General features: G+C 71.1%; 21 protein-coding genes. 8 read left to right on the forward strand and 13 right to left on the reverse strand.

The genetic code is table 11. From position 1 onward, the window contains the following. Window positions 1–165: 165 nt before the first annotated feature. From O3597_RS11110 to O3597_RS11120, 3 genes are read right to left on the reverse strand one after another with little or no spacing between them, the layout of a single operon-like run. Window positions 166–414, reverse strand: coding sequence for a hypothetical protein (locus tag O3597_RS11110; protein ID WP_093405953.1), 249 nt, complete (start codon window positions 412–414; stop codon window positions 166–168). 10 nt (window positions 415–424) lie between these two features. Then, window positions 425–1,438 (reverse strand): YafY family protein, encoded by a 1,014-nt coding sequence (locus O3597_RS11115; protein WP_164446954.1) that lies wholly within the window; start codon window positions 1,436–1,438, stop codon window positions 425–427. 52 nt (window positions 1,439–1,490) lie between these two features. After that, window positions 1,491–2,480, reverse strand: a complete 990-nt coding sequence (locus O3597_RS11120; RefSeq protein WP_281604097.1) for a WYL domain-containing protein — start codon at window positions 2,478–2,480, stop codon at window positions 1,491–1,493. A gap of 196 nt (window positions 2,481–2,676) precedes the next feature. Here O3597_RS11120 and O3597_RS11125 point away from each other — a divergent pair, with 196 nt between their 5' ends. Further along, window positions 2,677–3,762: a DUF3866 family protein gene (locus tag O3597_RS11125; RefSeq protein WP_164446956.1), complete on the forward strand. Its 1,086-nt coding sequence runs from the start codon at window positions 2,677–2,679 to the stop codon at window positions 3,760–3,762. Window positions 3,763–3,820: 58 nt separating this feature from the next. Here O3597_RS11125 and O3597_RS11130 read toward each other — a convergent pair whose 3' ends face one another. Genes O3597_RS11130 through rfbA form a run of 4 tightly spaced genes read right to left on the reverse strand, consistent with a single transcriptional unit; the run spans window position 3,821 to window position 7,002 of the window. Further along, window positions 3,821–4,006: a hypothetical protein gene (locus tag O3597_RS11130; protein ID WP_164446957.1), complete on the reverse strand. Its 186-nt coding sequence runs from the start codon at window positions 4,004–4,006 to the stop codon at window positions 3,821–3,823. A 54-nt stretch (window positions 4,007–4,060) separates the two neighbouring features. Further along, window positions 4,061–5,419 carry a Pup--protein ligase gene (pafA, locus tag O3597_RS11135; protein WP_164446958.1) on the reverse strand — a complete coding sequence of 453 codons (1,359 nt, stop codon included), beginning with the start codon at window positions 5,417–5,419 and terminating at the stop codon, window positions 4,061–4,063. Window positions 5,420–5,476: 57 nt separating this feature from the next. Continuing rightward, on the reverse strand, window positions 5,477–6,094 hold the full coding sequence (rfbC, locus tag O3597_RS11140) for a dTDP-4-dehydrorhamnose 3,5-epimerase (protein ID WP_281604098.1): 618 nt from the start codon (window positions 6,092–6,094) through the stop codon (window positions 5,477–5,479). After that, window positions 6,091–7,002 carry a glucose-1-phosphate thymidylyltransferase RfbA gene (gene rfbA, locus O3597_RS11145; RefSeq protein WP_164446960.1) on the reverse strand — a complete coding sequence of 304 codons (912 nt, stop codon included), beginning with the start codon at window positions 7,000–7,002 and terminating at the stop codon, window positions 6,091–6,093. Before rfbA ends, rfbC begins: the two co-directional genes overlap by 4 nt. A gap of 85 nt (window positions 7,003–7,087) precedes the next feature. Here rfbA and rfbB point away from each other — a divergent pair, with 85 nt between their 5' ends. From rfbB to O3597_RS11175, 6 genes are read left to right on the forward strand one after another with little or no spacing between them, the layout of a single operon-like run. Then, window positions 7,088–8,086: a dTDP-glucose 4,6-dehydratase gene (gene rfbB / locus O3597_RS11150; protein WP_281604099.1), complete on the forward strand. Its 999-nt coding sequence runs from the start codon at window positions 7,088–7,090 to the stop codon at window positions 8,084–8,086. After that, window positions 8,083–8,967, forward strand: coding sequence for a dTDP-4-dehydrorhamnose reductase (gene rfbD / locus O3597_RS11155; RefSeq protein ID WP_281604100.1), 885 nt, complete (start codon window positions 8,083–8,085; stop codon window positions 8,965–8,967). The genes rfbB and rfbD overlap by 4 nt, the downstream gene beginning before the upstream one ends. After that, window positions 8,964–9,362 (forward strand): DUF2304 domain-containing protein, encoded by a 399-nt coding sequence (locus O3597_RS11160; protein WP_164446963.1) that lies wholly within the window; start codon window positions 8,964–8,966, stop codon window positions 9,360–9,362. Before rfbD ends, O3597_RS11160 begins: the two co-directional genes overlap by 4 nt. Beyond that, the gene (locus tag O3597_RS11165) at window positions 9,355–10,056 is read left to right on the forward strand and encodes a glycosyltransferase family 2 protein (RefSeq protein ID WP_164446964.1); all 702 of its coding nucleotides are present in this window, start codon (window positions 9,355–9,357) and stop codon (window positions 10,054–10,056) included. Before O3597_RS11160 ends, O3597_RS11165 begins: the two co-directional genes overlap by 8 nt. Continuing rightward, on the forward strand, window positions 10,056–11,360 hold the full coding sequence (locus tag O3597_RS11170; RefSeq protein WP_166458393.1) for a polysaccharide biosynthesis protein: 1,305 nt from the start codon (window positions 10,056–10,058) through the stop codon (window positions 11,358–11,360). Before O3597_RS11165 ends, O3597_RS11170 begins: the two co-directional genes overlap by 1 nt. Next, a complete protein-coding gene (locus tag O3597_RS11175) occupies window positions 11,357–12,385 on the forward strand; it encodes a glycosyltransferase family 2 protein (RefSeq protein ID WP_281604101.1) in 1,029 nt (342 codons plus the stop codon). Before O3597_RS11170 ends, O3597_RS11175 begins: the two co-directional genes overlap by 4 nt. A 115-nt stretch (window positions 12,386–12,500) precedes the next feature. Here O3597_RS11175 and prcA read toward each other — a convergent pair whose 3' ends face one another. The 6 genes from prcA to arc form a co-directional block, all read right to left on the reverse strand. Beyond that, a complete protein-coding gene (prcA, locus tag O3597_RS11180) occupies window positions 12,501–13,334 on the reverse strand; it encodes a proteasome subunit alpha (RefSeq protein ID WP_164446967.1) in 834 nt (277 codons plus the stop codon). A 58-nt stretch (window positions 13,335–13,392) separates the two neighbouring features. Next, window positions 13,393–14,232, reverse strand: a complete 840-nt coding sequence (prcB, locus tag O3597_RS11185; RefSeq protein ID WP_281604102.1) for a proteasome subunit beta — start codon at window positions 14,230–14,232, stop codon at window positions 13,393–13,395. Next, the gene (locus O3597_RS11190; RefSeq protein ID WP_164446969.1) at window positions 14,151–14,837 is read right to left on the reverse strand and encodes an endonuclease VII domain-containing protein; all 687 of its coding nucleotides are present in this window, start codon (window positions 14,835–14,837) and stop codon (window positions 14,151–14,153) included. Before O3597_RS11190 ends, prcB begins: the two co-directional genes overlap by 82 nt. 20 nt (window positions 14,838–14,857) lie before the next feature. After that, complete coding sequence (locus tag O3597_RS11195) at window positions 14,858–15,073, reverse strand: ubiquitin-like protein Pup (RefSeq protein WP_164446970.1); 216 nt, start codon at window positions 15,071–15,073, stop codon at window positions 14,858–14,860. Between the two features lie 118 nt (window positions 15,074–15,191). Then, window positions 15,192–16,709, reverse strand: a complete 1,518-nt coding sequence (dop, locus tag O3597_RS11200) for a depupylase/deamidase Dop (RefSeq protein WP_164446971.1) — start codon at window positions 16,707–16,709, stop codon at window positions 15,192–15,194. A 189-nt stretch (window positions 16,710–16,898) separates the two neighbouring features. Further along, complete coding sequence (gene arc / locus O3597_RS11205; RefSeq protein WP_164446972.1) at window positions 16,899–18,680, reverse strand: proteasome ATPase; 1,782 nt, start codon at window positions 18,678–18,680, stop codon at window positions 16,899–16,901. A 178-nt stretch (window positions 18,681–18,858) separates the two neighbouring features. Between arc and O3597_RS11210 the strand changes: the two genes are divergently transcribed. Further along, complete coding sequence (locus tag O3597_RS11210) at window positions 18,859–19,152, forward strand: ferredoxin (protein ID WP_164447366.1); 294 nt, start codon at window positions 18,859–18,861, stop codon at window positions 19,150–19,152. Window positions 19,153–19,162: the final 10 nt, after the last annotated feature.

Raw genomic sequence — 19,162 nt, forward strand, 5'->3', positions numbered from 1 at the left:
GCGGTGGTGGTTCGTCCCGGCGGGTGAAGTCTCGGCCAACCGCGAGTGTCCCGTCAACCGTGCGGCTGGATCATTCTGCGCGAAGTCGCGACGCCGCGTGCAGCAGCACGCACCGTACGGGCAGGAACGCGCACCGCGCGGAAGGTGACGCCGGCGGAACGGGCCTCAGTCGCCGCGCCGCGCCTTGATCACGGTGAGCCGCTGCTGGGTGGTCTCAAGCCGACTCTGCAAGCCCTCCGCCCGCTGCTGGAGACTCTCCGCCGCCTCGCGCAGCGCGGTCGCCTCGTCGGCCCGACGCTGCAACGCCAGCGCCGCCCGGCGCAGCCGGGGCAGTCGCGCCAGCACCGGTCGTACCGCCAGCGCGAGCAGAACCAACGGCACCAGCACGAGCGCGAGCACGATCCACTTCAGCACGCCGGCCAGCCTACTGCCTGTCGCCGGTCGCCGCCGGGTCCGCGTCGGCCGACACCGGGTGGGCGTACGCCTCCAGGGCCGCCACCGCCGACTCGTGGATCTGCCCGGCCAGCTCGGCCGGTGCGACGACCTCGACGTCCGGGCCGAGACCCAGCACGAACCGACGGGCCCAGCCGAGATCGGTGACGCGCAGCGACACCACCCACCGCTCGCCGTCGGACTCGACCCGCTCACACGGGTAGTACTCGGTGATCCACCGTTCGCCCCGACCGATCCGCAACGTGATCAGGGGCAGGTCGGGCGAGGGCCGGAACGCCCCGTGACGCAGGTCGTGCGGTCGGGCCTGCGGGGGTACCACGGCGGGTTCGGCCAGCTCGGTCACCGCGTCGATCCGGTCGGCCCGGAACAGCCGCACCGCCTCGGCGCGGCGGCACCACGCCTCCACGTACGTCCGGCCACCGATCATCAGCACCCGCAGCGGGTCGATGACCCGCTCGGTGGTCTCGTCCCGGGCCGGCGTGTAATAGGTGATCCGCAGCGCGCGACCACCCTCCACCGCGGCCCGCAACTGTTCCACCCGCCCGGTGTCACCGGGCAGCCGCACCTCGACCGGCGCGGCGACCAGGTCACCGGCCGCGTCCTCGATCTTCGCGAGGGCCCGCTCGACCGCCTCCCGGTTCGCCACCCCGGGTGTCTCGGCGAGCATCCGCAACGCCACCACCAGCGCCAGTGCCTCGTCCGGGGTGAGCCGCAGCGGCCGGTCGATGCCCGCGTCGTAGGTGATGGTCACCCGGTCGCCGTCGAAGGCCATGTCGATCAGGTCGCCCGGGCCGTACCCGGGCAGCCCGCACACCCACAACAGCTCCAGGTCCTCGCGCAGCTGCCGCTCGGTGACACCCAGGTCACCGGCCGCCTCGGCGATCTCGATCCCGGGCCGGGCGAGCAGGTACGGCACCAGGTTCAGCAGCCGGGCCAGCCGGTCCGCCGAGGCCCGGGAACCGGCCCGTGGCGCCGCACCGCTCACCGGGACCACCCTCCGCGCACCACCGCGCGGCGCGCCAGCTCGTCCCGCGTGCTCACCGGAGCACCGCCAGCGAGTCGTGTCGGGCGGCGATCTCCTTCAGCCGCTGGATGACCGCCTCCCGCACCTCGGGTGGGTCGACCACCCGCACATCGGGCCCGTAGCCGACGAGGTGACCGGCCAGCGAGCAGGCGTCACCGTACGGCAGGACCAGCCGGTCCGCGTCGGGCCCGGCGGTGACCTCCACCGCCCAGCGGCGCAACCCGGCGGCCCGTCCCGGGGTGACCAGCACGGTCGCCCGACCGGGTCGCTCGACCGGGCCGGACCAGCGGGCCACGTGACTGATCAGGTCGACACCGGTCGGGGGCTGGTAGGCACCCGACTCGCCGGTGGCCCGCACCGGGCCCACCACCCGGGACAGTCGGAAGCAACGGGTGGCGTCGCGGTCCAGGTCGTGGCCGACCACGTACCACCGGCCCCGCCAGCAGACCACACCCCACGGTTGCAGACGACGCCGGGCAGGCGCGTCGCGGTCCGGCACCCGGTAGTCGAAGCGGACCTCCCGCCGGTCGCGGGCGGCGGCGGTCAGCGGCGCGAACGCCGGGTCGACCGTGACCATCGGCTCCAGCCCGAGGGTGGCCTGCGGATCCACGTCCACGCCGGCGGCGCGCAGCTTCGCCAGCCCGGACGAGGCGGCGGCGGCCAGGCCGGCGTGCTGCCACAGTCGAGCGGCGATGCCCACGGCGGCCGCCTCGTCGGGCTGGAGAGGGATGTCGGGCAGCGCGTACTCCCGGTGGGCGATCCGGTACCCGGGCTCCGCGTCGAAGGCGCTCGCCGTCCCGGTCTCCAGCGGTACGCCCAGTTCCCGCAGCTCGGCCTTGTCCCGCTCGAACTTGCGCTGGAAGGCCTCGTGCTCGCGGGCGTCGTCCGGATCGTGCTCGTAACCGGGCACGGTCGCGGCGATCTGCGCGGCGGTCAGGAACCGCCGCGTGGACAGCAGGCAGATCACCAGGTTGACCAGCCGTTCGGTGCGACTACGTGACACCCGGTAGACGCTAGCAGCCCTGACCCCCCGCACAGGCACCCCACGCCACCCACCCCCACCCCCAATTCCCCCTTCTCGTCGATCTTGCACGTGTGGTCGCCGGTATGCCGCTTTTGTTGTGCTCCGCAGGGACAGAAAGCGCAAGATCGACGGGGTGGGGTGAGGGTTACGGGATGGTGGGGGTTAGCGTGCGGGGGTGGTGCGGTGGCGGGCAGGTGCGGTGGTCAGGGTGCGTCGGCGGTGGGCCGGTGCGGTGGAGCTGGACGTCGAGGTGGACGGCGGCGGCGCGATGCGGGCGCTGGCCTATCCGGCGCTGGTCGGTGAGCCCGAGACCGGCGACCGGGTGCTGCTCAACGCCGGTGCGCTGCTGATGGGTCTGGGCACCGGCGGGTACGCCCTGGTCGTGGCGCTGCCGGAGCGGCTACCGCCGGATCCGCCGCAGGCGCTCGACTCCCGCGACGCGGGTCATCTGGTCAAGGCCCGCTACACCCCGTTGCAGCCGATCCTGCTCGGCGTCGACGAGGAGGCGTCACCGCACCGGGCGGCGCTGGCGGCCGCCGACGAGGTGGCCGGTCTACCGGTGGTGACCGCCGACCTGCACTCCGCGCTGCCGGCGATCCTGGCCGGAATCCGGGTCGACGCGCCGCGGGCGCGGGTGGCGTACCTGCTCACCGACGGCGGCGCGTTGCCCGCCTGGTTCTCCCGCACCCTCGCCGGGCTGCGCGACGAACTTGTCGGCACGATCAGCGTGGGGCAGGCGTTCGGGGGTGACCTGGAGGCCTCGACGCTGCACAGCGGCCTGCTCGCCGCCCGGCACGTGCTCGGCGCCGACGTGGCGGTGGTGGCGCAGGGCCCGGGCAATCTCGGCACCGGCACCCGCTGGGGATTCTCCGGCGTGGCCGTCGGCGAGGCGGTGAACGCCGTCGCCACGCTCGGTGGACGCCCGGTCGGCTCGCTGCGGATCTCCGCCGCCGACCCGCGTCCCCGGCACCGTGGCGTGTCGCACCACAGCCTCACCGCGTACGGCCGGGTGGCGCTGGCTCGCGCGGAGCTGGTGGTGCCCGACGGTCTGGACCCCGTGCTGGCCGCCGAGGTCGACGCCGCGGTGGAACCGCTGGCGCAGCGGCACACGCTGGTGCGGGTGGACACCGCCGGACTGGACGCGGCGCTGCGACGCAGTCCGGTGCCGTTGTCGACGATGGGACGCGGGCTGGACGCCGACCACGCCTACTTCCTGGCCGCAGCAGCGGCCGGCCGGCACGCCGCCCGCCTGACGGCGTAGCCACCTCCGGCACCGGCCGCCGCTTGACGAGGCGACCTGCGCGACCGCCCCGCGCGCCTCAGGCGAAGATGACCAGGGCGGCCCAGGCACCGACGATCAGGGCGAGAGCCAGGGCCAGCACCCAGGTGGGCACGGTGTACTCGCCACGGCGGTTACGCTCGATCTCGTCGCGGATCTTGTCGCGGCGGCGTTCGAGCCAGCTCTGCCGTTGCGCGCCCGGGGTGGGAGGTTCAGGAAAAATCATGGCCTGACCAGCGTACCCGGGGCCGGCCGGTCGGCGCGGCCCCGGTCGACCCCGTCACATGCTGGCGATCAGCCGCTCCACCCGCTCGTCGTACGCCCGGAACGGGTCCTTGCAGAGCACGGTCCGCTGCGCCTGGTCGTTGAGCTTCAGGTGCACCCAGTCGACGGTGAAGTCCCGCCGCTTCTCCTGGGCGTGCCGGATGAACTCGCCACGCAGCCGGGCCCGGGTGGTCTGCGGCGGTGTCTCCTTCGCCTCGAAGATCTCCGGATCGGTGGCCACCCGGTCCACCTCGCCGCGCCGCTCCAGCAACGCGTAGAGGCCCCGCCCCCGGCGCAGGTCGTGGTACGCCAGATCCATCTGCGCCACCCGGGGGTGCGACAGCGGCAGGTCGTGCTTGCGCTGGTACCGCTCGATCAGGCGCAGCTTGGTCACCCAGTCGATCTCCCGGGAGACCGGTTCCAGGTCGCCGGTCTCCACCGCCCGCAGCACCCGGCCCCACAACTCGACCACCCGCTTGGCGGTCTGGTCGCCGCCCCGGCGCTCGACGAACTCGGTGGCCTTGGCCAGATATTCCTGCTGGATCTCCAGGGCGCTGATCTCCTTGCCCGAGGCCAGCCGCACCTTCCGCCGGCCGGTGATGTCGTGCGACACCTCCCGGATCGCCCGGATCGGGTTCTCCAGGGTGAGGTCGCGCATCACCACGCCACCCTCGATCATCCGCAGCACGATGTCGGCGGTGCCGACCTTCAGCAGCGTGGTGACCTCGTTCATGTTGGAGTCGCCGACGATGACGTGCAGCCGGCGGTACCGTTCCGCGTCGGCGTGCGGCTCGTCCCGGGTGTTGATGATCGGGCGGCTGCGGGTGGTGGCCGAGGAGACCCCCTCCCAGATGTGCTCGGCCCGCTGGGACAGGCAGTAGACCGCCCCACGCGGCGTCTGCAACACCTTGCCGGCGCCGCAGATGAGCTGCCGGGTGACCAGGAACGGGATCAGCACGTCGGCCAGCCGGCCGAACTCACCGTGCCGGGACACCAGGTAGTTCTCGTGGCAGCCGTACGAGTTGCCGGCCGAGTCGGTGTTGTTCTTGAACAGGTAGATCTCGCCGGCGATGCCCTCGTCGTGCAGCCGCTTCTCCGCGTCGATGAGCAGCCCCTCCAGGATCCGCTCACCGGCCCGGTCGTGGGCCACCAGGTCGACCACCGAGTCGCACTCGGGGGTGGCGTACTCGGGGTGCGAGCCGACGTCCAGGTAGAGCCGTGCGCCGTTGCGCAGGAAGACGTTGCTCGACCGGCCCCAGGACACGACCCGGCGGAAGAGGTACCGGGCCACCTCGTCGGGGGACAGCCGCCGCTGTCCGCGGTAGGTACAGGTGACGCCGTACTCGGTCTCCAGACCGAAGATTCGCCGTTCCATGATGAGACATTAGCCGTACGGAGGCCCTGTTCGTCACTGTCGGGGCACCTGCCGACCTCAGCCGTCGGTGGAACCCGCCGCGGCGACGAGAGTCGCGACGTGCCGCCGGCAGGTGTCGTACTCCGGCAGCAGCCCGGCAGACCGGGCCTGCGCCAGCGTGGGCGCGGCGGCGTCGCGGGCGGACAGTTGCGGCACGGCGGCCGGCCAGTCGATGCCCAGTTCCTGGTCAAGCGGGTGCACCGCGTGCTCGGCCGACGGGTTGTAGGTGGTCGAGCAGAGGTAGGTGAGGGTCGCGTCGTCGGTCAACGCGCAGAACCCGTGGCCGAGCCCTTCGGCCAGGTAGACCGCCCGCCGGTCCACGTCGTCCAGGCGCACCCCCTCCCACCGGCCGAAGGTGGGCGAGCCGACCCGCAGGTCGACGATGACGTCGAGCACCGCTCCCCGAACGCAGGTGACGTATTTCGCCTGACCCGGCGGCACGTCGGCGAAGTGGATGCCGCGCACCACGTCGCGGGCCGAGACGGACAGGTTGCCCTGCGCCAGTCGCAGCGGATGCCCGACCGCCGCGGCCAACCGGTCGAAGCGGTACCACTCCAGGAACAACCCGCGCGGATCGCCGTGCTGCTGCGGGGTGATCTCCCAGGCGCCCTCGACGCTCAACGGTCGCAGCTTCACCGGACCGCCCCAGTTGCGCCGATCTCGCCGGTCGGCTCCTGCCGGTCGCCGGTGAGCAGGTCGAGCAGGTAGTCGCCGTAGCCGCTGCGGGTCAGCGGCTCGGCCAGGGCGCGCAACCGCGCGTCGTCGATCAGCCCGGCCCGCCAGGCGGCCTCCTCCACGCAGCCGATCTTCATGCCCTGCCGCTCCTCGATCACCCGAACAAACTCGGCGGCCTGCATCAGCGAGGTGAAGGTGCCGGTGTCCAGCCAGGCGGTCCCCCGGTCCAGCACGGTGACCGACAGCTCACCCCACTGCCGGTACGCCTCATTCACCGCGGTGATCTCCAGCTCGCCCCGGGCGCTGGGGGTCAGTCCCCGGGCGATCTCCACCACCCGGTTGTCGTAGAAGTACAGGCCGGGCACCGCGTACCGGGACCTGGGACGCTGCGGCTTCTCCTCGATCGACAGCACCCGCCCGGCGGCGTCGAAGTGCACCACACCGTACGCCTGCGGGTTGGCCACCGGGTACGCGAAGATCCGGCCACCGACCGGATCACCGGCCGCGGCCAGCTGCCGGCCCAGACCCACACCGTGGAAGATGTTGTCGCCGAGGATCAACGCCACCGACTCGTCGCCGATGAAGTCCGCGCCCAGCACGAACGCCTGCGCGATGCCCTCCGGCCGAGGCTGGGCGACGTACTCCAGCCGGAGCCCGAACTGGCTGCCGTCGCCGAGCAGCCGCTGGAACTGAGCCTGCTCCTCCGGCGTCGTGATCACCAGGATCTCGGACATCCCGGCCATCACCAGGGTGGAGAGCGGGTAGTAGATCATCGGTTTGTCGAAGACCGGCATCAGCTGTTTCGACACCGCCCGGGTGATCGGCCACAGCCGGGATCCGGTGCCACCGGCGAGCAGGATTCCACGCATCCGGGCGAGCCTACCGGCAACCGGACGGACCGCCGCGCGTCGCCTGCGCTGCGGATGTGGCCGTTTCGCGTAGACTTCCGGACCCGTGAGGATCCTGGTCACCGGCGGCGCCGGCTTCATCGGCTCGGAATACGTCCGGACGCTGCTCGGCGTCCCCGGCGGCAGCGCGGCGGGCGTACCGGCGGTGGAACCGGCCCAGGTCACCGTGCTCGACGCGCTGACCTACTCCGGCAACCTGGCCAACCTCACGCCGGTGGCCGACGACCACCGGCTGCGGTTCGTCCAGGGTGACATCCGTCACCCAGAGGTGGTCGACGAGGCCGTCGCCGGGCACGACGTGGTCGTGCACTTCGCCGCCGAGTCCCACGTCGACCGCTCCATCGCGGGCGCCGCACCCTTCGTCACCACGAACGTCCTCGGCACCCAGAACCTGCTCGACGCCGCGCTACGCCACGGCGTCGCCCGGTTCGTGCACGTCTCCACCGACGAGGTCTACGGCTCCATCGCCGACGGCTCCTGGACCGAGGACTGGCCGCTGGCCCCCAACTCCCCCTACTCGGCGTCGAAGGCCGGCTCCGACCTGCTCGCCCTGGCCTACCACCGCACTCACGGCCTCGACGTGGTGGTGACCCGCTGCTCCAACAACTACGGGCCCTACCAGTACCCGGAGAAGGTCGTCCCGCTGTTCGTCACCAACCTCCTCGACGGACACCCCGTCCCGCTCTACGGCGACGGCGGCAACGTACGCGACTGGCTGCACGTGCACGACCACTGCCGCGGCATCGCCCTCGTCCAGCACAAGGGTCGCGCCGGCGAGGTCTACCACATCGGCGGCGGCACCGAACTCACCAACAAGGAACTGACCGCCCGGCTGCTCGACGCCTGCGACGCCGGCTGGGACCGGGTGACCCCCGTCGCCGACCGCAAGGGACACGACCGCCGCTACTCCCTCGACATCACCAAAATCAGCAACGAGCTCGGGTACGCCCCCAGCATCACCCTCGACACCGGACTCGCCGACACCGTCAGGTGGTACCGGGACAACCGCGCCTGGTGGGAACCGCTGAAGGCGGCGAACGCATGAGGTTCCTGGTGACCGGGGCCGGCGGGATGCTCGGACGCGACCTGGTCGACGTCGTCGAAGCGCGGCCGGACCACCAGGTCACCCCCGCCACCCGCGCCGACCTGGACATCACCGACCCCGCCGCCGTGCACGCCGCCGTCGCCGGCCACGACGTGGTGATCAACACCGCCGCCTGGACCGACGTCGACGGCGCCGAGACACACGAGTCGTCCGCCACCGCCGTCAACGGTGACGCCGTCGTCCACCTCGCCACCGCCTGCGCCGCGCACGGCACCCGCCTGCTGCACCTGTCCACCGACTACGTCTTCGACGGCACCGCCACCACGCCGTACCCCGAGGACGCGCCGACCGCCCCGCTCAACGCGTACGGTCGCGGCAAACTGATCGGCGAACAGGCCGTCACCCGGCTACTGCCCGACACCGGATACGTGGTGCGGACCGCCTGGCTCTACGGCACCCACGGCCGCAACTTCGTCACCACCATGCTCGACCTGGCCGACCGCCGCGACACCCTCGACGTCGTCGACGACCAGCGCGGCCAGCCGACCTGGTCCCACGCCCTGGCCCGGCACCTGGTCGCGCTCGCCGAGGCCGCCCACGCCGGACGCGCCGCGCCCGGGATCTACCACGGCACCTGCGCCGGCGAGACCACCTGGTACGGCCTGGCCCGCGCCGTGTTCGCCCGGCACGGGCTCGACCCGGACCGGATCCGACCCACCACGAGTGCCCGATTCGTGCGACCCGCCCCCCGACCGACGTACAGTGTGCTAGGGCACGGCCGGTGGGCCGAGGCCGGGCTGCCGCCCCTGCCGGACTGGCACGCCGCCCTGGTCGACGCGTTCGCCCCCGCCGCTCCACCCTCCCCGTGGAAGGTCGTATGAAGCTCACCCTCGTCACCGGTCTGACCGGCCTGATCCTGCTGGCCACGATCGTCGAGCTGCTGCGCCGCCGGCAACTGCGCGAGAAGTACGGCATGCTCTGGCTCGGCCTGCTGTTCGTGGTGATCCCGCTGTCGCTGTTCCCCCGGCTGCTCGACGGCGTCGCGGACCTGCTCGGTGTCGCCTCCGGAGTCAGCCTGGTGCTCTTCCTCGGCATCGTCTTCCTCCTGCTGGTCTGCATCCACCTCAGCTGGGAGGTCAGCGCGCTGGAGGAGGAGACCCGCACCCTCGCCGAGGATTTCGCCCTGCTCCGCGCCGAAGTCGAGGCCGAACGGGCGGAACGGGCGGAGTGGACCCGACGACTGGACCGGACCGAGATGGTGTCCCACGATGGTTAACGGCAAGCGGCTGCTCATCATCATTCCGGCGCTCAACGAGGCCGCCTCCATCGGCGACGTCGTCGGCGAGATCCGCGGCGAACTGCCCGGCGTCGACGTGCTCGTTGTCGACGACGGCTCCACCGACCACACCGCCGCCGTCGCCGCCGCCGCCGGAGCCCGCGTCGCCCGACTGCCGTACAACCTCGGCGTCGGTGGCGCCATGCGACTCGGCTACCGCTACGCCCACGACCACGACTACGACGTCGCGGTGCAGGTCGACGCCGACGGGCAGCACGACCCCCGGTACGTACCCAAGCTCGTCGACCTGCTCGACGACTACGACCTGGTCATCGGGGCCCGGTTCGCCGGCGAGGGCGAATACACGGTACGCGGCCCGCGCCGCTGGGCGATGGGCATGCTGTCGCTGGTGCTGTCCGGCCTGGCCGGCACCACGCTCACCGACACCACAAGCGGTTTCCGGGCGGCCAACCGACGAATGATCGAGATGTTCGCCCGCTGGTACCCAGCCGAGTACCTCGGCGACACCGTCGAGACGCTCGTGCACGCCGCCCGTCGCGGCTACCGGATCCAGCAGGTGCCGGTCGCCATGCGCCGCCGGATGGCCGGCACGCCCAGCCACTCCCCCGCCAGGGCGATGATCTACCTCGGCCGGGCCGTGGCCGTGCTCACCCTCGCCCTCATCCGCCGGTGATGCGCCGCCTGCTCCGTCTCGTACCACCCGGCACCGTCGGCGTCGGCATCGGACTGGCCGTGGTCGGGCTGGCCTCCTACGTCCACCTCGCCCTGGCCGGGCACAACCTCGACGCCGCCGACTACTCCTCGCTGTCGGTGCTCTGGTCCGTCGTGTTCACCCTCGGCATCGGCGTGTTCTTCCCCGTGGAACAGGAGGTCGCCCGGCTCGTCGCGGCCCGGCGCACCCGTGGGCTGCCACCCGGACCGGTGCTGGCCCGTGGCGCCGCCGTCGCCGCCGCCGTACTCGGCCTGCTGCTCGTGCTCACCATCGGCGCCGCCGACCTGCTCACCGACCGGCTCTTCGACGGCGACCCCGCGATGGTGCCCGCCCTCGGCGGCGCACTGGCCGCGCTGGCGGTGGCGCACACCACCCGTGGGGTGCTCTCCGGCCTGCGCCGCTTCGGCTGGTACGGCACCCAACTCGGCCTCGACGGCGGGCTGCGCATCGGCCTGGTCGCCATCCTCGCCCTCACCGGCGTGAATTCACCCGTGGCCTACGCGCTGGTGTTGGTCGCGGCCCCGCTGGTCGCCGTCGCGCTGACCGCCGCACCGATCGTCCGGACGATCGGCCGCGGACCGGCGGTCCCCTGGCCACCCCTGCTCCGCGGCCTCACCCTGCTCACCGTCTCCAGCCTGCTCGCCCAGGTGGTCGTCAACATCGGCGTGATCAACGTACGGCTGCTCGACCCGACCGACGTCGCCACCGCCGGTGCACTGCTCTCCGCGCTGGTGCTGGTCCGCATACCCCTGTTCGTGTTCGGCTCGATGCAGGCCGCGCTGCTGCCCGGCCTGTCCACCGCCGCCGCCACCGGCGACGAACCGGCCTTCCGCACCCTGCTACGCCGTTCCCTGGCCGTCGTCACCGCCCTCGGGGCCCTCGGCGGCATCCTCGCCGCCCTGTTCGGCCCGTGGCTCGTGCGGGCCCTCTTCGACACCCCCGACGTCCTCGGTCACGGCGACTTCGCCTGGCTCTCGGTGGCCACCCTGGCCTACCTGTGGGCGATGGTGCTCGGCCAGGCGCTGCTGGCCCGCGACCGGCACCACGCCCAGGCCCTGGCCTGGACCGTCGGCGTCGCCGCGCTGGTCGTCGCGACCCTGCCCCCACTGCCCGTCGCGCTGCGCGTCGAACTCGGCTACACCGTCGGCTCCGTGGTGGCCGCCGCCGTCATGGTCGCCCTGCTGCGCCGCCGGCGGACGGCACCACAGGCACCACCGCCGGTCGCGGCCCCGGTGCCCGCCACCACCAGCGGAGGAGCACCATGAGACCGCCCCGCGTCACCGCCGTGATGCTCGCCTACGGTGCCGAACCCTGGCTGGTCGACGCCGCCCGGGCCGTACTGGCCAGCACCGGCGTCGACATCGAACTCGTCGTGGTCGACAACGGCTGCACCAACGACGGCATCGACGTGGTCAAGGGCCTGCCCGGCGTACGGGTCCTCCGGCCGGAGGCGAACACCGGCTACTCCGGCGGCTGCAACATCGGCGCCGCCGAGGCCACCGGCGACTGGCTGGCCTTCGTCAACTCCGACGCCATCGTGGCCCCCGACGCCCTCGCCAAGGTCGTCGCGGTGGCCGCCGAGCCCGGCGTCGGCGCCGCCATGGCCTCCATCCGGCTCGCCCACGACCCCGACCTGATCAACACCTCGGGCAATCCGCTGCACTTCACCGGCCTGTCCTGGGCCGGCGGCAACGGCGAACCCGCCAGCGCCCACGCCCGGCGCACCGTGGTGCCCTCACTCAGCGGCTGCTGCTTCGTCATCAGCCGCCACCGCTGGGCAGAACTCGACGGCTTCGCCGACGAGTACTTCGCCTACCACGAGGACACCGAACTCAGCCTGCGGCTCTGGCAGCGCGGCCTCCGGCTGGAGTACGTGCCCGACGCCGTGGTCCGGCACCACTACGAGTTCTCCCGCAACGACCTCAAGCTCTACCTGGTCGAACGCAACCGGCTGCTCACCCTGCTCACCGCGTACCAGGGCCGGACCCTGGCCCTGCTGGCACCGATGCTGCTGCTCACCGAGGTTGCCATGCTCGCCGCCGCGCTGGCCGGCGGCTGGGGGCGGCAGAAGACCCGAGGCTGGGCCTGGCTGTGGCGGCACCGCGGTTGGGTGCGCGCCCGTCGGCGACGCCTGCAGGCCGAGCGCACCGTCGCAGACGGCACCCTCGCCCACCTGATGACCGCCCGCGTCGCCCCGTCGAACGTGGCGGCCCCACCCGGGATGGGCGTCTTCAACGCGGTCGCCACGGCCTGGTGGGCACTCGTGCGGCCGTTGCTCGCCCGCCGCTGATCGGGTCCCCCCGGTGCCAGCGGACTCGGCTCACCGTCGGCCCGGTCGGGATCCGAAAGACGCGGCGCCCGACCGGTCGAAACCGCTCGGGCGCCGGCACCGCCGCAAATGACGATCAGGTGTCGGACTTGTCGCCCGGCTTGTCCTCCAGGTCCGCGGAGCCGGCCGAGGTGGTCGGCTTGTGCCCCTCCTCGGTCGGCGTGGTCGGGGTCTGCGCCCGGTCGCCCTCCGCCACCGCCTCGCCGGCCGCGTCGCCGTCCAGCAGCCCGGTCAGCGCGGCCCCGGTGATCCGTCGGAAGGTGCGACCCCTCCGGTTGCGGTCCAGGATCGCGACCTCCAACTGGTGACCGGCGATCGTGCGGGCGGCACCGCCCTCACCGCCGACAGTGCTTAGCGCCTGCACCGCCACCTTCACCGCGTCGCCGAGCGACATGTCCGGTCGGTGGTGCGACTTCAGCACCCCGGAGATCGCCTCGGCCTGGCCGCCCATCGCCATCCGCCCCGGCTCGTCGGTCACCGACCCGTCGTAGGTGCACCGGTACAGCGAGTCCTCGCCCGGCGTGGCACCGACCTCCGCCACGCAGATCTCCACCTCGAAAGGCTTGGACTGCTCGGTGAAGATGGCGCCGAGAATCTGCGCGTACGAGTTGGCCAGCGCCAGACCGGTCACGTCCCGACGGTCGTAGCTCAGACCGTTGAGGTCGGCCATCCGCACACCCGCCCGGCGCAGGTTCTCGAACTCGTTGTACCGCCCCACGGCGGCGAAACCGATCCGGTCGTAGATCTCGCTGACCTTGTGCAGCGTGCTGGAGAGATTCTCGGCAACGAAGAGCACCCCGCCGGCGTAGCTGACGACCACCGCGCTGCGTCCCCGAGCGATGCCCTTGCGGGCCAACTCGGAACGGTCGCGCATGATCTGCTCGGGCGAGGCGTAGAACTGCATGGCCACGGCGGCGGCTCTCCTTCGGCGGTACTCGGGGAAACGGGATCAGCTGCGGACGGACGGCTCAGCCGCCCGGATTCTCCATCCGGCCGGCGACGACGCTCTCCGCGATCGTCGAGGTCTCCGCGTCGGTCAGCCGGTGCGTGCCCTCCGCCGTCGCGGTCATCACCACCGGGTAGATCCGGCGGGTCAGGTCGGGCCCACCGGTCGCGGTGTCGTCGTCGGCCGCGTCGTAGAGCGCCTCCACCGCCAACCGCACCGCGTCGTCGACGGACAGCCCGGTCCGGAACCGCTTCTTCAACGCCGACCTGGCGAACAGCGAACCCGAGCCGATCGCGTCGTAGCCAGTCTCCTCGTACGGGCCGCCGGTGACGTCGAAACTGAAGATCCGGCCGGCCCGCGCCGGGTCGCTGGCCGCCAGGTCGATGCCGGCGAACAGCGGAATCACCGCCAGCCCCTGCATCGCCGCGCCCAGGTTGCCGCGGATCATCGAGGCGAGCCGGTTCGCCTTGCCGTCGAGCGAGAGCATCGCGCCCTCGATCTTCTCGTAGTGCTCCAGCTCCACCTGGAACAGCCGCATCAGCTCGATGCCGATGCCGGCGGTGCCGGCGATGCCCACGAGCGAGTACGCGTCGGCGGGGTGCACCTTCTCGATGTCCCGCTGGGCGATCAGATTGCCCATCGTGGCCCGCCGGTCGCCGGCCATCACGACACCACCGGCCGCGGCGATCGCCACGATCGTGGTCGCGTGCGGGGCCAGATCGGCGGCCATGCCCGGGGGCAGCGCCCGTCGGCCGGGCAGCATCTCGGGGGCCACCTTGCTCAGGAATGCCGTGAAGGAGGACGTCCCCGCGTTGGTGAACACATCTGGAAGACGCCCGGATGGATCAAAACCCGCTGCCACGTGGTTCCTCTCAGGTACGTGACGGCCCTGGCCAGCCTCGTCGGACTGTCACGGAACTGGCCAAGACCACCGTTGCAGTTGAAGCAGAGTATCCCGCGCACCCACCCGGTGCGATGATCGTGGTCCACATGTTCCGGATCGGGGTCACCGCAGACCGCGCAGAGGCCGCCCTGCTCGGCCAGCAACTCGTCGAACTCCCGTTGCCCGATGCCGTACCGCCGCCGCAGGTGATACTCGCGGTTGCCGCCGTAGAGCCGCTGTTTGGTCTCACTGGTACGGGTGTTATGGCAGGGCTTGCAGTAGGTGGCGTAGCCCGAGCTGTCCGCACGGTTGCGCGGAAAGTCGATCAAAGGTTTGACACTGCCACAGTCCGCGCAATAGCGGTGCCCCTCGGCCACCTCTCGAACTGGCTTCACCTCTCGGCCATGCTGGAGCTTCACGCGCTTGGCATAGCTGGCCTTTGACCTGGCATTGAAGCAAGGCTTGCAGTAACTGCCGCGACCGCTGGGGCGCTTGCTGTTCGCGCAGAACTCCTCAAGCGCCTTCCACTCTCCGCAGTCGCGGCATCGGCGTTGACCGTGCTGTTCGCCGAAAGAATTCGACATGTCCGATTTACCCTATATGTTCACTGACCTCCTTTTTGGACGTAACCTCTCACGAATTCCTCGGCGTTTTCTTCGAGGACGGAGTCGATCTCGTCGAGCAGGTCGTCGACGTCCTCGGTGATCTCGGCGTGCCGCTCGGCGACCTCAGGGTTCGCCTCGACGGTGACGTCCTCGACCTCTTCGCCCTGACGGGCCTTGCCCGACTGCGACTGACCGCCGCTGTCACGAGTGGCCATCGTTGCCTCCTCCACGATCTCCCTGCGATGAACTTACCTCGCGCGAGCGACGAAACGTCTCCCGCGCGCCGGTACCGGCGCGCGGGGGACGGACAGCTGACGGACGGGGACCGGTGGGTCAGCCGCCGGTCAGGGTCTCCAGCAGATCCTTGGCGCTGGCACAGCGGTCGAACAACTCTCCGACGTGCCGCCGGGTGCCCCGCTCCGGCTCCATCATCGGCACCCGCACCAGCGACTCCCGACCAACGTCGAAGATCACCGAGTCCCAGCTGGCGGCGACCACCTCCGAGGCGTACTGGGCCAGGCAGCGGCCCCGGAAGTACGCCCGGGTGTCCTCCGGCGGCTCCGTCATCGCCGTCCGGCTCTCCTCGTCGCTGAGCAGCGTCCTCATCGACCCACGGGAGACCAGCCGGTGGTAGAGGCCCTTCTCCGGGCGTACGTCGGAGTACTGCAGGTCGACCAGCTGGAGCTTGTGCGAACCCCAGCCGAGCTTCTCCCGCTCCCGGTAGCCCTCCAGCAGCCGCAGCTTCGCCACCCAGTCCAGCTCGTCGGCGCAGAGCATCACGTCGCGCCCCAGCCGGTCGAGCACGTTCTCCCACCGGTCCAGCACGTCGGCGGTCTGTTCGTCGACGTCGTTGCCGTAGCGGTCGTCGACGAACGCGCGCACCCGCTCCAGATAGGCCCACTGCACGTCCATCGCGGTGAGCCGACGGCCGTCGCGCAGCCGCATCAGATGCGACAGCGACGGGTCGTGACTGACCGCGCGCAGCTCGCCGACGGGGTCGGCGATGCCGAGGTCCGGGCCGAGCGCCTTCTCCTCGATCATCGTGAGGATCAACGCGGTGGTGCCCACCTTGAGATAGGTGGAGATCTCCGAGAGGTTCGCGTCGCCGATGATGACGTGCAGTCGGCGGTACTTGTCCGCGTCGGCGTGCGGTTCGTCGCGGGTGTTGATGATCGGCCGCTTCAGGGTGGTCTCGAGGCCCACCTCGACCTCGAAGAAGTCGGCGCGCTGGGAGATCTGGAAGCCGCTCTGGCCGCCGTCCTGGCCGATGCCGACACGACCGGCGCCGCAGACGATCTGCCGCGTGACGAAGAACGGCGTCAGGTACGCCACGATGTCGGCGAACGGCGTCTGCCGGCGCATGAGGTAGTTCTCGTGCGCGCCGTAGCTGGCGCCCTTGTTGTCGGTGTTGTTCTTGTAGAGGTGGATCGGTGCGGTGCCGGGGATCGTGGCGGCCCGCCGCGCCGCCTCCGCCATCACCCGCTCTCCCGCCTTGTCCCAGCGGACCACGTCGCGGGGGTTGGTCACCTCGGGGGTGGAGTACTCCGGGTGCGCGTGGTCGACGTAGAGCCGGGCGCCGTTGGTCAGGATCACGTTGGCCAGGCCGAGGTCCTCGTCGGCGAGCGCCTCGGCCGGGTCGTATGCCGCACCGGAGTAGGTGAAACCGCGGGCGTCCCGCAGCGGTGACTCCTCCTCGTAGTCCCACCGGGCCCGGCCACCGCGGTTCAGCTCCGGTCGGGCTCCGTAGGCGTTGACCACCTGCGAGGAGGTGACCATCGGGTTGGCGCCGGCCTGGCCGGGCACGGAGATGCCGTACTCGACCTCGGTGCCCATGATTCGTCTAACGCTCATCGACCTACCCGCTTCGTTTGCCTGACCGGTCCCCGTCATGTCGAGCGTAGTCGCCACTCGGGCAACCGGGGGCGTGGCGGTCGGTCGGCGTACCAGGTCGACTCTGCTGCTCGTCGATCCGGCGGAAGCCCGGGTGTACGGGTGGGGCCCGCGACGCGCGGCGTCGCGGGCCCCGGTGGCGCGTACCGGTCAGAGGTACTGACCGGTGTTGCTCGCGGTCTCGATGGAGCGTCCGGCCTCGGTGCCCTTGCCTCCGGAGACGAGCGTGCGGATGTAGACGATCCGCTCGCCCTTCTTGCCGGAGATGCGGGCCCAGTCGTCCGGGTTCGTGGTGTTGGGCAGGTCCTCGTTCTCGCGGAACTCGTCGACGCAGGCGTCGAGCAGGTGCTGCAGGCGCAGCCCCTTACGACCGGAGGTGAGGAACTCCTTGATGGCCATCTTCTTGCCCCGGTCGACGATGTTCTGGATCATCGCGCCGGAGTTGAAGTCCTTGAAGTACAGGACCTCCTTGTCACCGTTGGCGTAGGTGACCTCCAGGAAGCGGTTCTCCTCAGTCTCCGAGTACATCCGCAGCACCACCGCGTCGATCATGGCGGCGACGGTGGCCTGGGCATCGCTGCCGTGCTCGGCCAGGTCGTCGGCGTGCAGCGGCAGGCCGGGGAGGATGTACTTGGAGAAGATGTCCTTGGCCGCCTCGGCGTCCGGACGCTCGATCTTGATTTTCACGTCGAGTCGTCCCGGTCGCAGGATCGCCGGGTCGATCATGTCTTCCCGGTTGGAGGCGCCGATGACGATGACGTTCTCCAGCCCTTCGACGCCGTCGATCTCGCTGAGCAGCTGCGGCACGATGGTGTTCTCCACGTCGGAGGAGACACCGGAGCCGCGGGTGCGGAAGACCGAGTCCATCTCGTCGAAGAAGACGATGACCGGAGTGCCCTCACCGGCCTTCTCCCGGGCCCGCTGGAAGATCAGTCGGATGTGCCGCTCGGTCTCACCGACGTACTTGTTGAGCAGCTCGGGACCCTTGATGTTGAGGAAGAAGCTGGTGTGCTTCTCCTCGCCCCGCCGCTCGGCGATCTTCTTGGCGAGCGAGTTGGCGACCGCCTTGGCGATGAGCGTCTTGCCGCAGCCGGGCGGGCCGTAGAGCAGGATGCCCTTCGGCGGACGCAACTGGTGCTCCCGGAACAGGTCCGCGTGCAGGAACGGCAGCTCCACCGCGTCGCGGATCTGCTCGATCTGGGAGTGCAGGCCACCGATGTCGGTGTAGTCGACGTCGGGCACCTCCTCCAGCACGAGTTCCTCGACCTCGCTCTTGGGGATCCGCTCGTACGCGTACGCCGAGCGAGGTTCGATCATGAGCGAGTCGCCGGCCCGGATCGGACTTCCGATCAGGGTCTCGGCCAGGTGCACGATGCGTTCCTCGTCAGAGTGCGAGACCACCAGCGCCCGGTCGCCCGGCGCGCCTTCGGGACCGGCGAGGATCTCCTTGAGCATGACCACCTCGCCGACCCGCTCGTAGCCGAACGCGTCGACGATGTTGAGCGCGTCGTTGAGCAGGACCTCCTGGCCGCGTCGCAGCTCGTCGACGTCGAGCGAGGGCGAGACGGCCACGCGCAGTTTCCGTCCGCCGGTGAAGACGTCGACTGTGCCGTCGTCGTGCTTGGCCAGGAAGACGCCGTAGCCACTTGGGGGTTGAGCGAGCCGGTCGATCTCCTCCTTGAGCGTCACGATCTGCGCGCGAGCTTCCTTGAGGGTGCTCACGAGCCGTTCGTTGTTCTCGGTCAGCCGCGCCAACTGCGCCTGGGTGGCGGCCAGCCGCTCTTCGAGCTGCCGGACGTGTCGGGGGCTCTCGGTCAACTTGCGCCGCACCAGAGCGAGTTCCTCTTGAAGGAACGCGACCTGCGTGGAGAGATCGTGGGCCTCCTTCTCCCACCGTGCGGCGCGCGAGTCCGCGTCGTCGCTGCGTGCCACGTCCCACCTCCCCGGGGGGCTTGAACGTTCTGACCTAACACTAGCCGCTATGAGCCCGATTCGGTCCTCCGCAACGCGCCCGTCACCGAAGCTTGATCGCCAAGGGTGGGTCGACGGGCGGGTACGGGCATTCGGGTACCGTCGAGGGGTGGGACGGGAGAACATGGGGGGTGCACCGGTGGCCGAGGTCGCGACCGACCAGTTGCAGGTCTGGGTCGACCAGGATCTGTGCACGGGCGACGGGCTGTGCGTGCAGTACGCGCCGGAGGTCTTCGAGTTCGACGTCGACGGGTTGGCCTACGTCAAGGGGCCCGACGGTGAGCTGGTGCAGGCGCCGGGCGGCCGGGTCGACGTGCCGGAGCACCTGCGCCTCGAGGTGATCGACTCGGCGAAGGAGTGCCCGGGCGAGTGCATCCACGTCGTCCGCGGCGGCGACGGCGTCGAGGTCGCCGGCCCGGAGGCCGACGACTGACCCGCTGACC

The organism is Verrucosispora sp. WMMA2044 (genome assembly GCF_027497155.1).
Taxonomy (GTDB): domain Bacteria; phylum Actinomycetota; class Actinomycetes; order Mycobacteriales; family Micromonosporaceae; genus Micromonospora; species Micromonospora palythoicola.

Bases quoted from the DNA above. Each gene is read 5' to 3' on its own strand.
- O3597_RS11130 (WP_164446957.1), bottom strand. From the start codon at position 4,006: ATGATTTTTCCTGAACCTCCCACCCCGGGCGCGCAACGGCAGAGCTGG.
- pafA (WP_164446958.1), bottom strand. From the start codon at position 5,419: ATGGAACGGCGAATCTTCGGTCTGGAGACCGAGTACGGCGTCACCTGT.
- rfbA (WP_164446960.1), bottom strand. From the start codon at position 7,002: ATGCGTGGAATCCTGCTCGCCGGTGGCACCGGATCCCGGCTGTGGCCG.
- rfbD (WP_281604100.1), top strand. From the start codon at position 8,083: ATGAGGTTCCTGGTGACCGGGGCCGGCGGGATGCTCGGACGCGACCTG.
- O3597_RS11160 (WP_164446963.1), top strand. From the start codon at position 8,964: ATGAAGCTCACCCTCGTCACCGGTCTGACCGGCCTGATCCTGCTGGCC.
- O3597_RS11165 (WP_164446964.1), top strand. From the start codon at position 9,355: ATGGTTAACGGCAAGCGGCTGCTCATCATCATTCCGGCGCTCAACGAG.
- O3597_RS11170 (WP_166458393.1), top strand. From the start codon at position 10,056: ATGCGCCGCCTGCTCCGTCTCGTACCACCCGGCACCGTCGGCGTCGGC.
- O3597_RS11175 (WP_281604101.1), top strand. From the start codon at position 11,357: ATGAGACCGCCCCGCGTCACCGCCGTGATGCTCGCCTACGGTGCCGAA.
- O3597_RS11190 (WP_164446969.1), bottom strand. From the start codon at position 14,837: ATGTCGAATTCTTTCGGCGAACAGCACGGTCAACGCCGATGCCGCGAC.
- O3597_RS11195 (WP_164446970.1), bottom strand. From the start codon at position 15,073: ATGGCCACTCGTGACAGCGGCGGTCAGTCGCAGTCGGGCAAGGCCCGT.
- dop (WP_164446971.1), bottom strand. From the start codon at position 16,709: ATGAGCGTTAGACGAATCATGGGCACCGAGGTCGAGTACGGCATCTCC.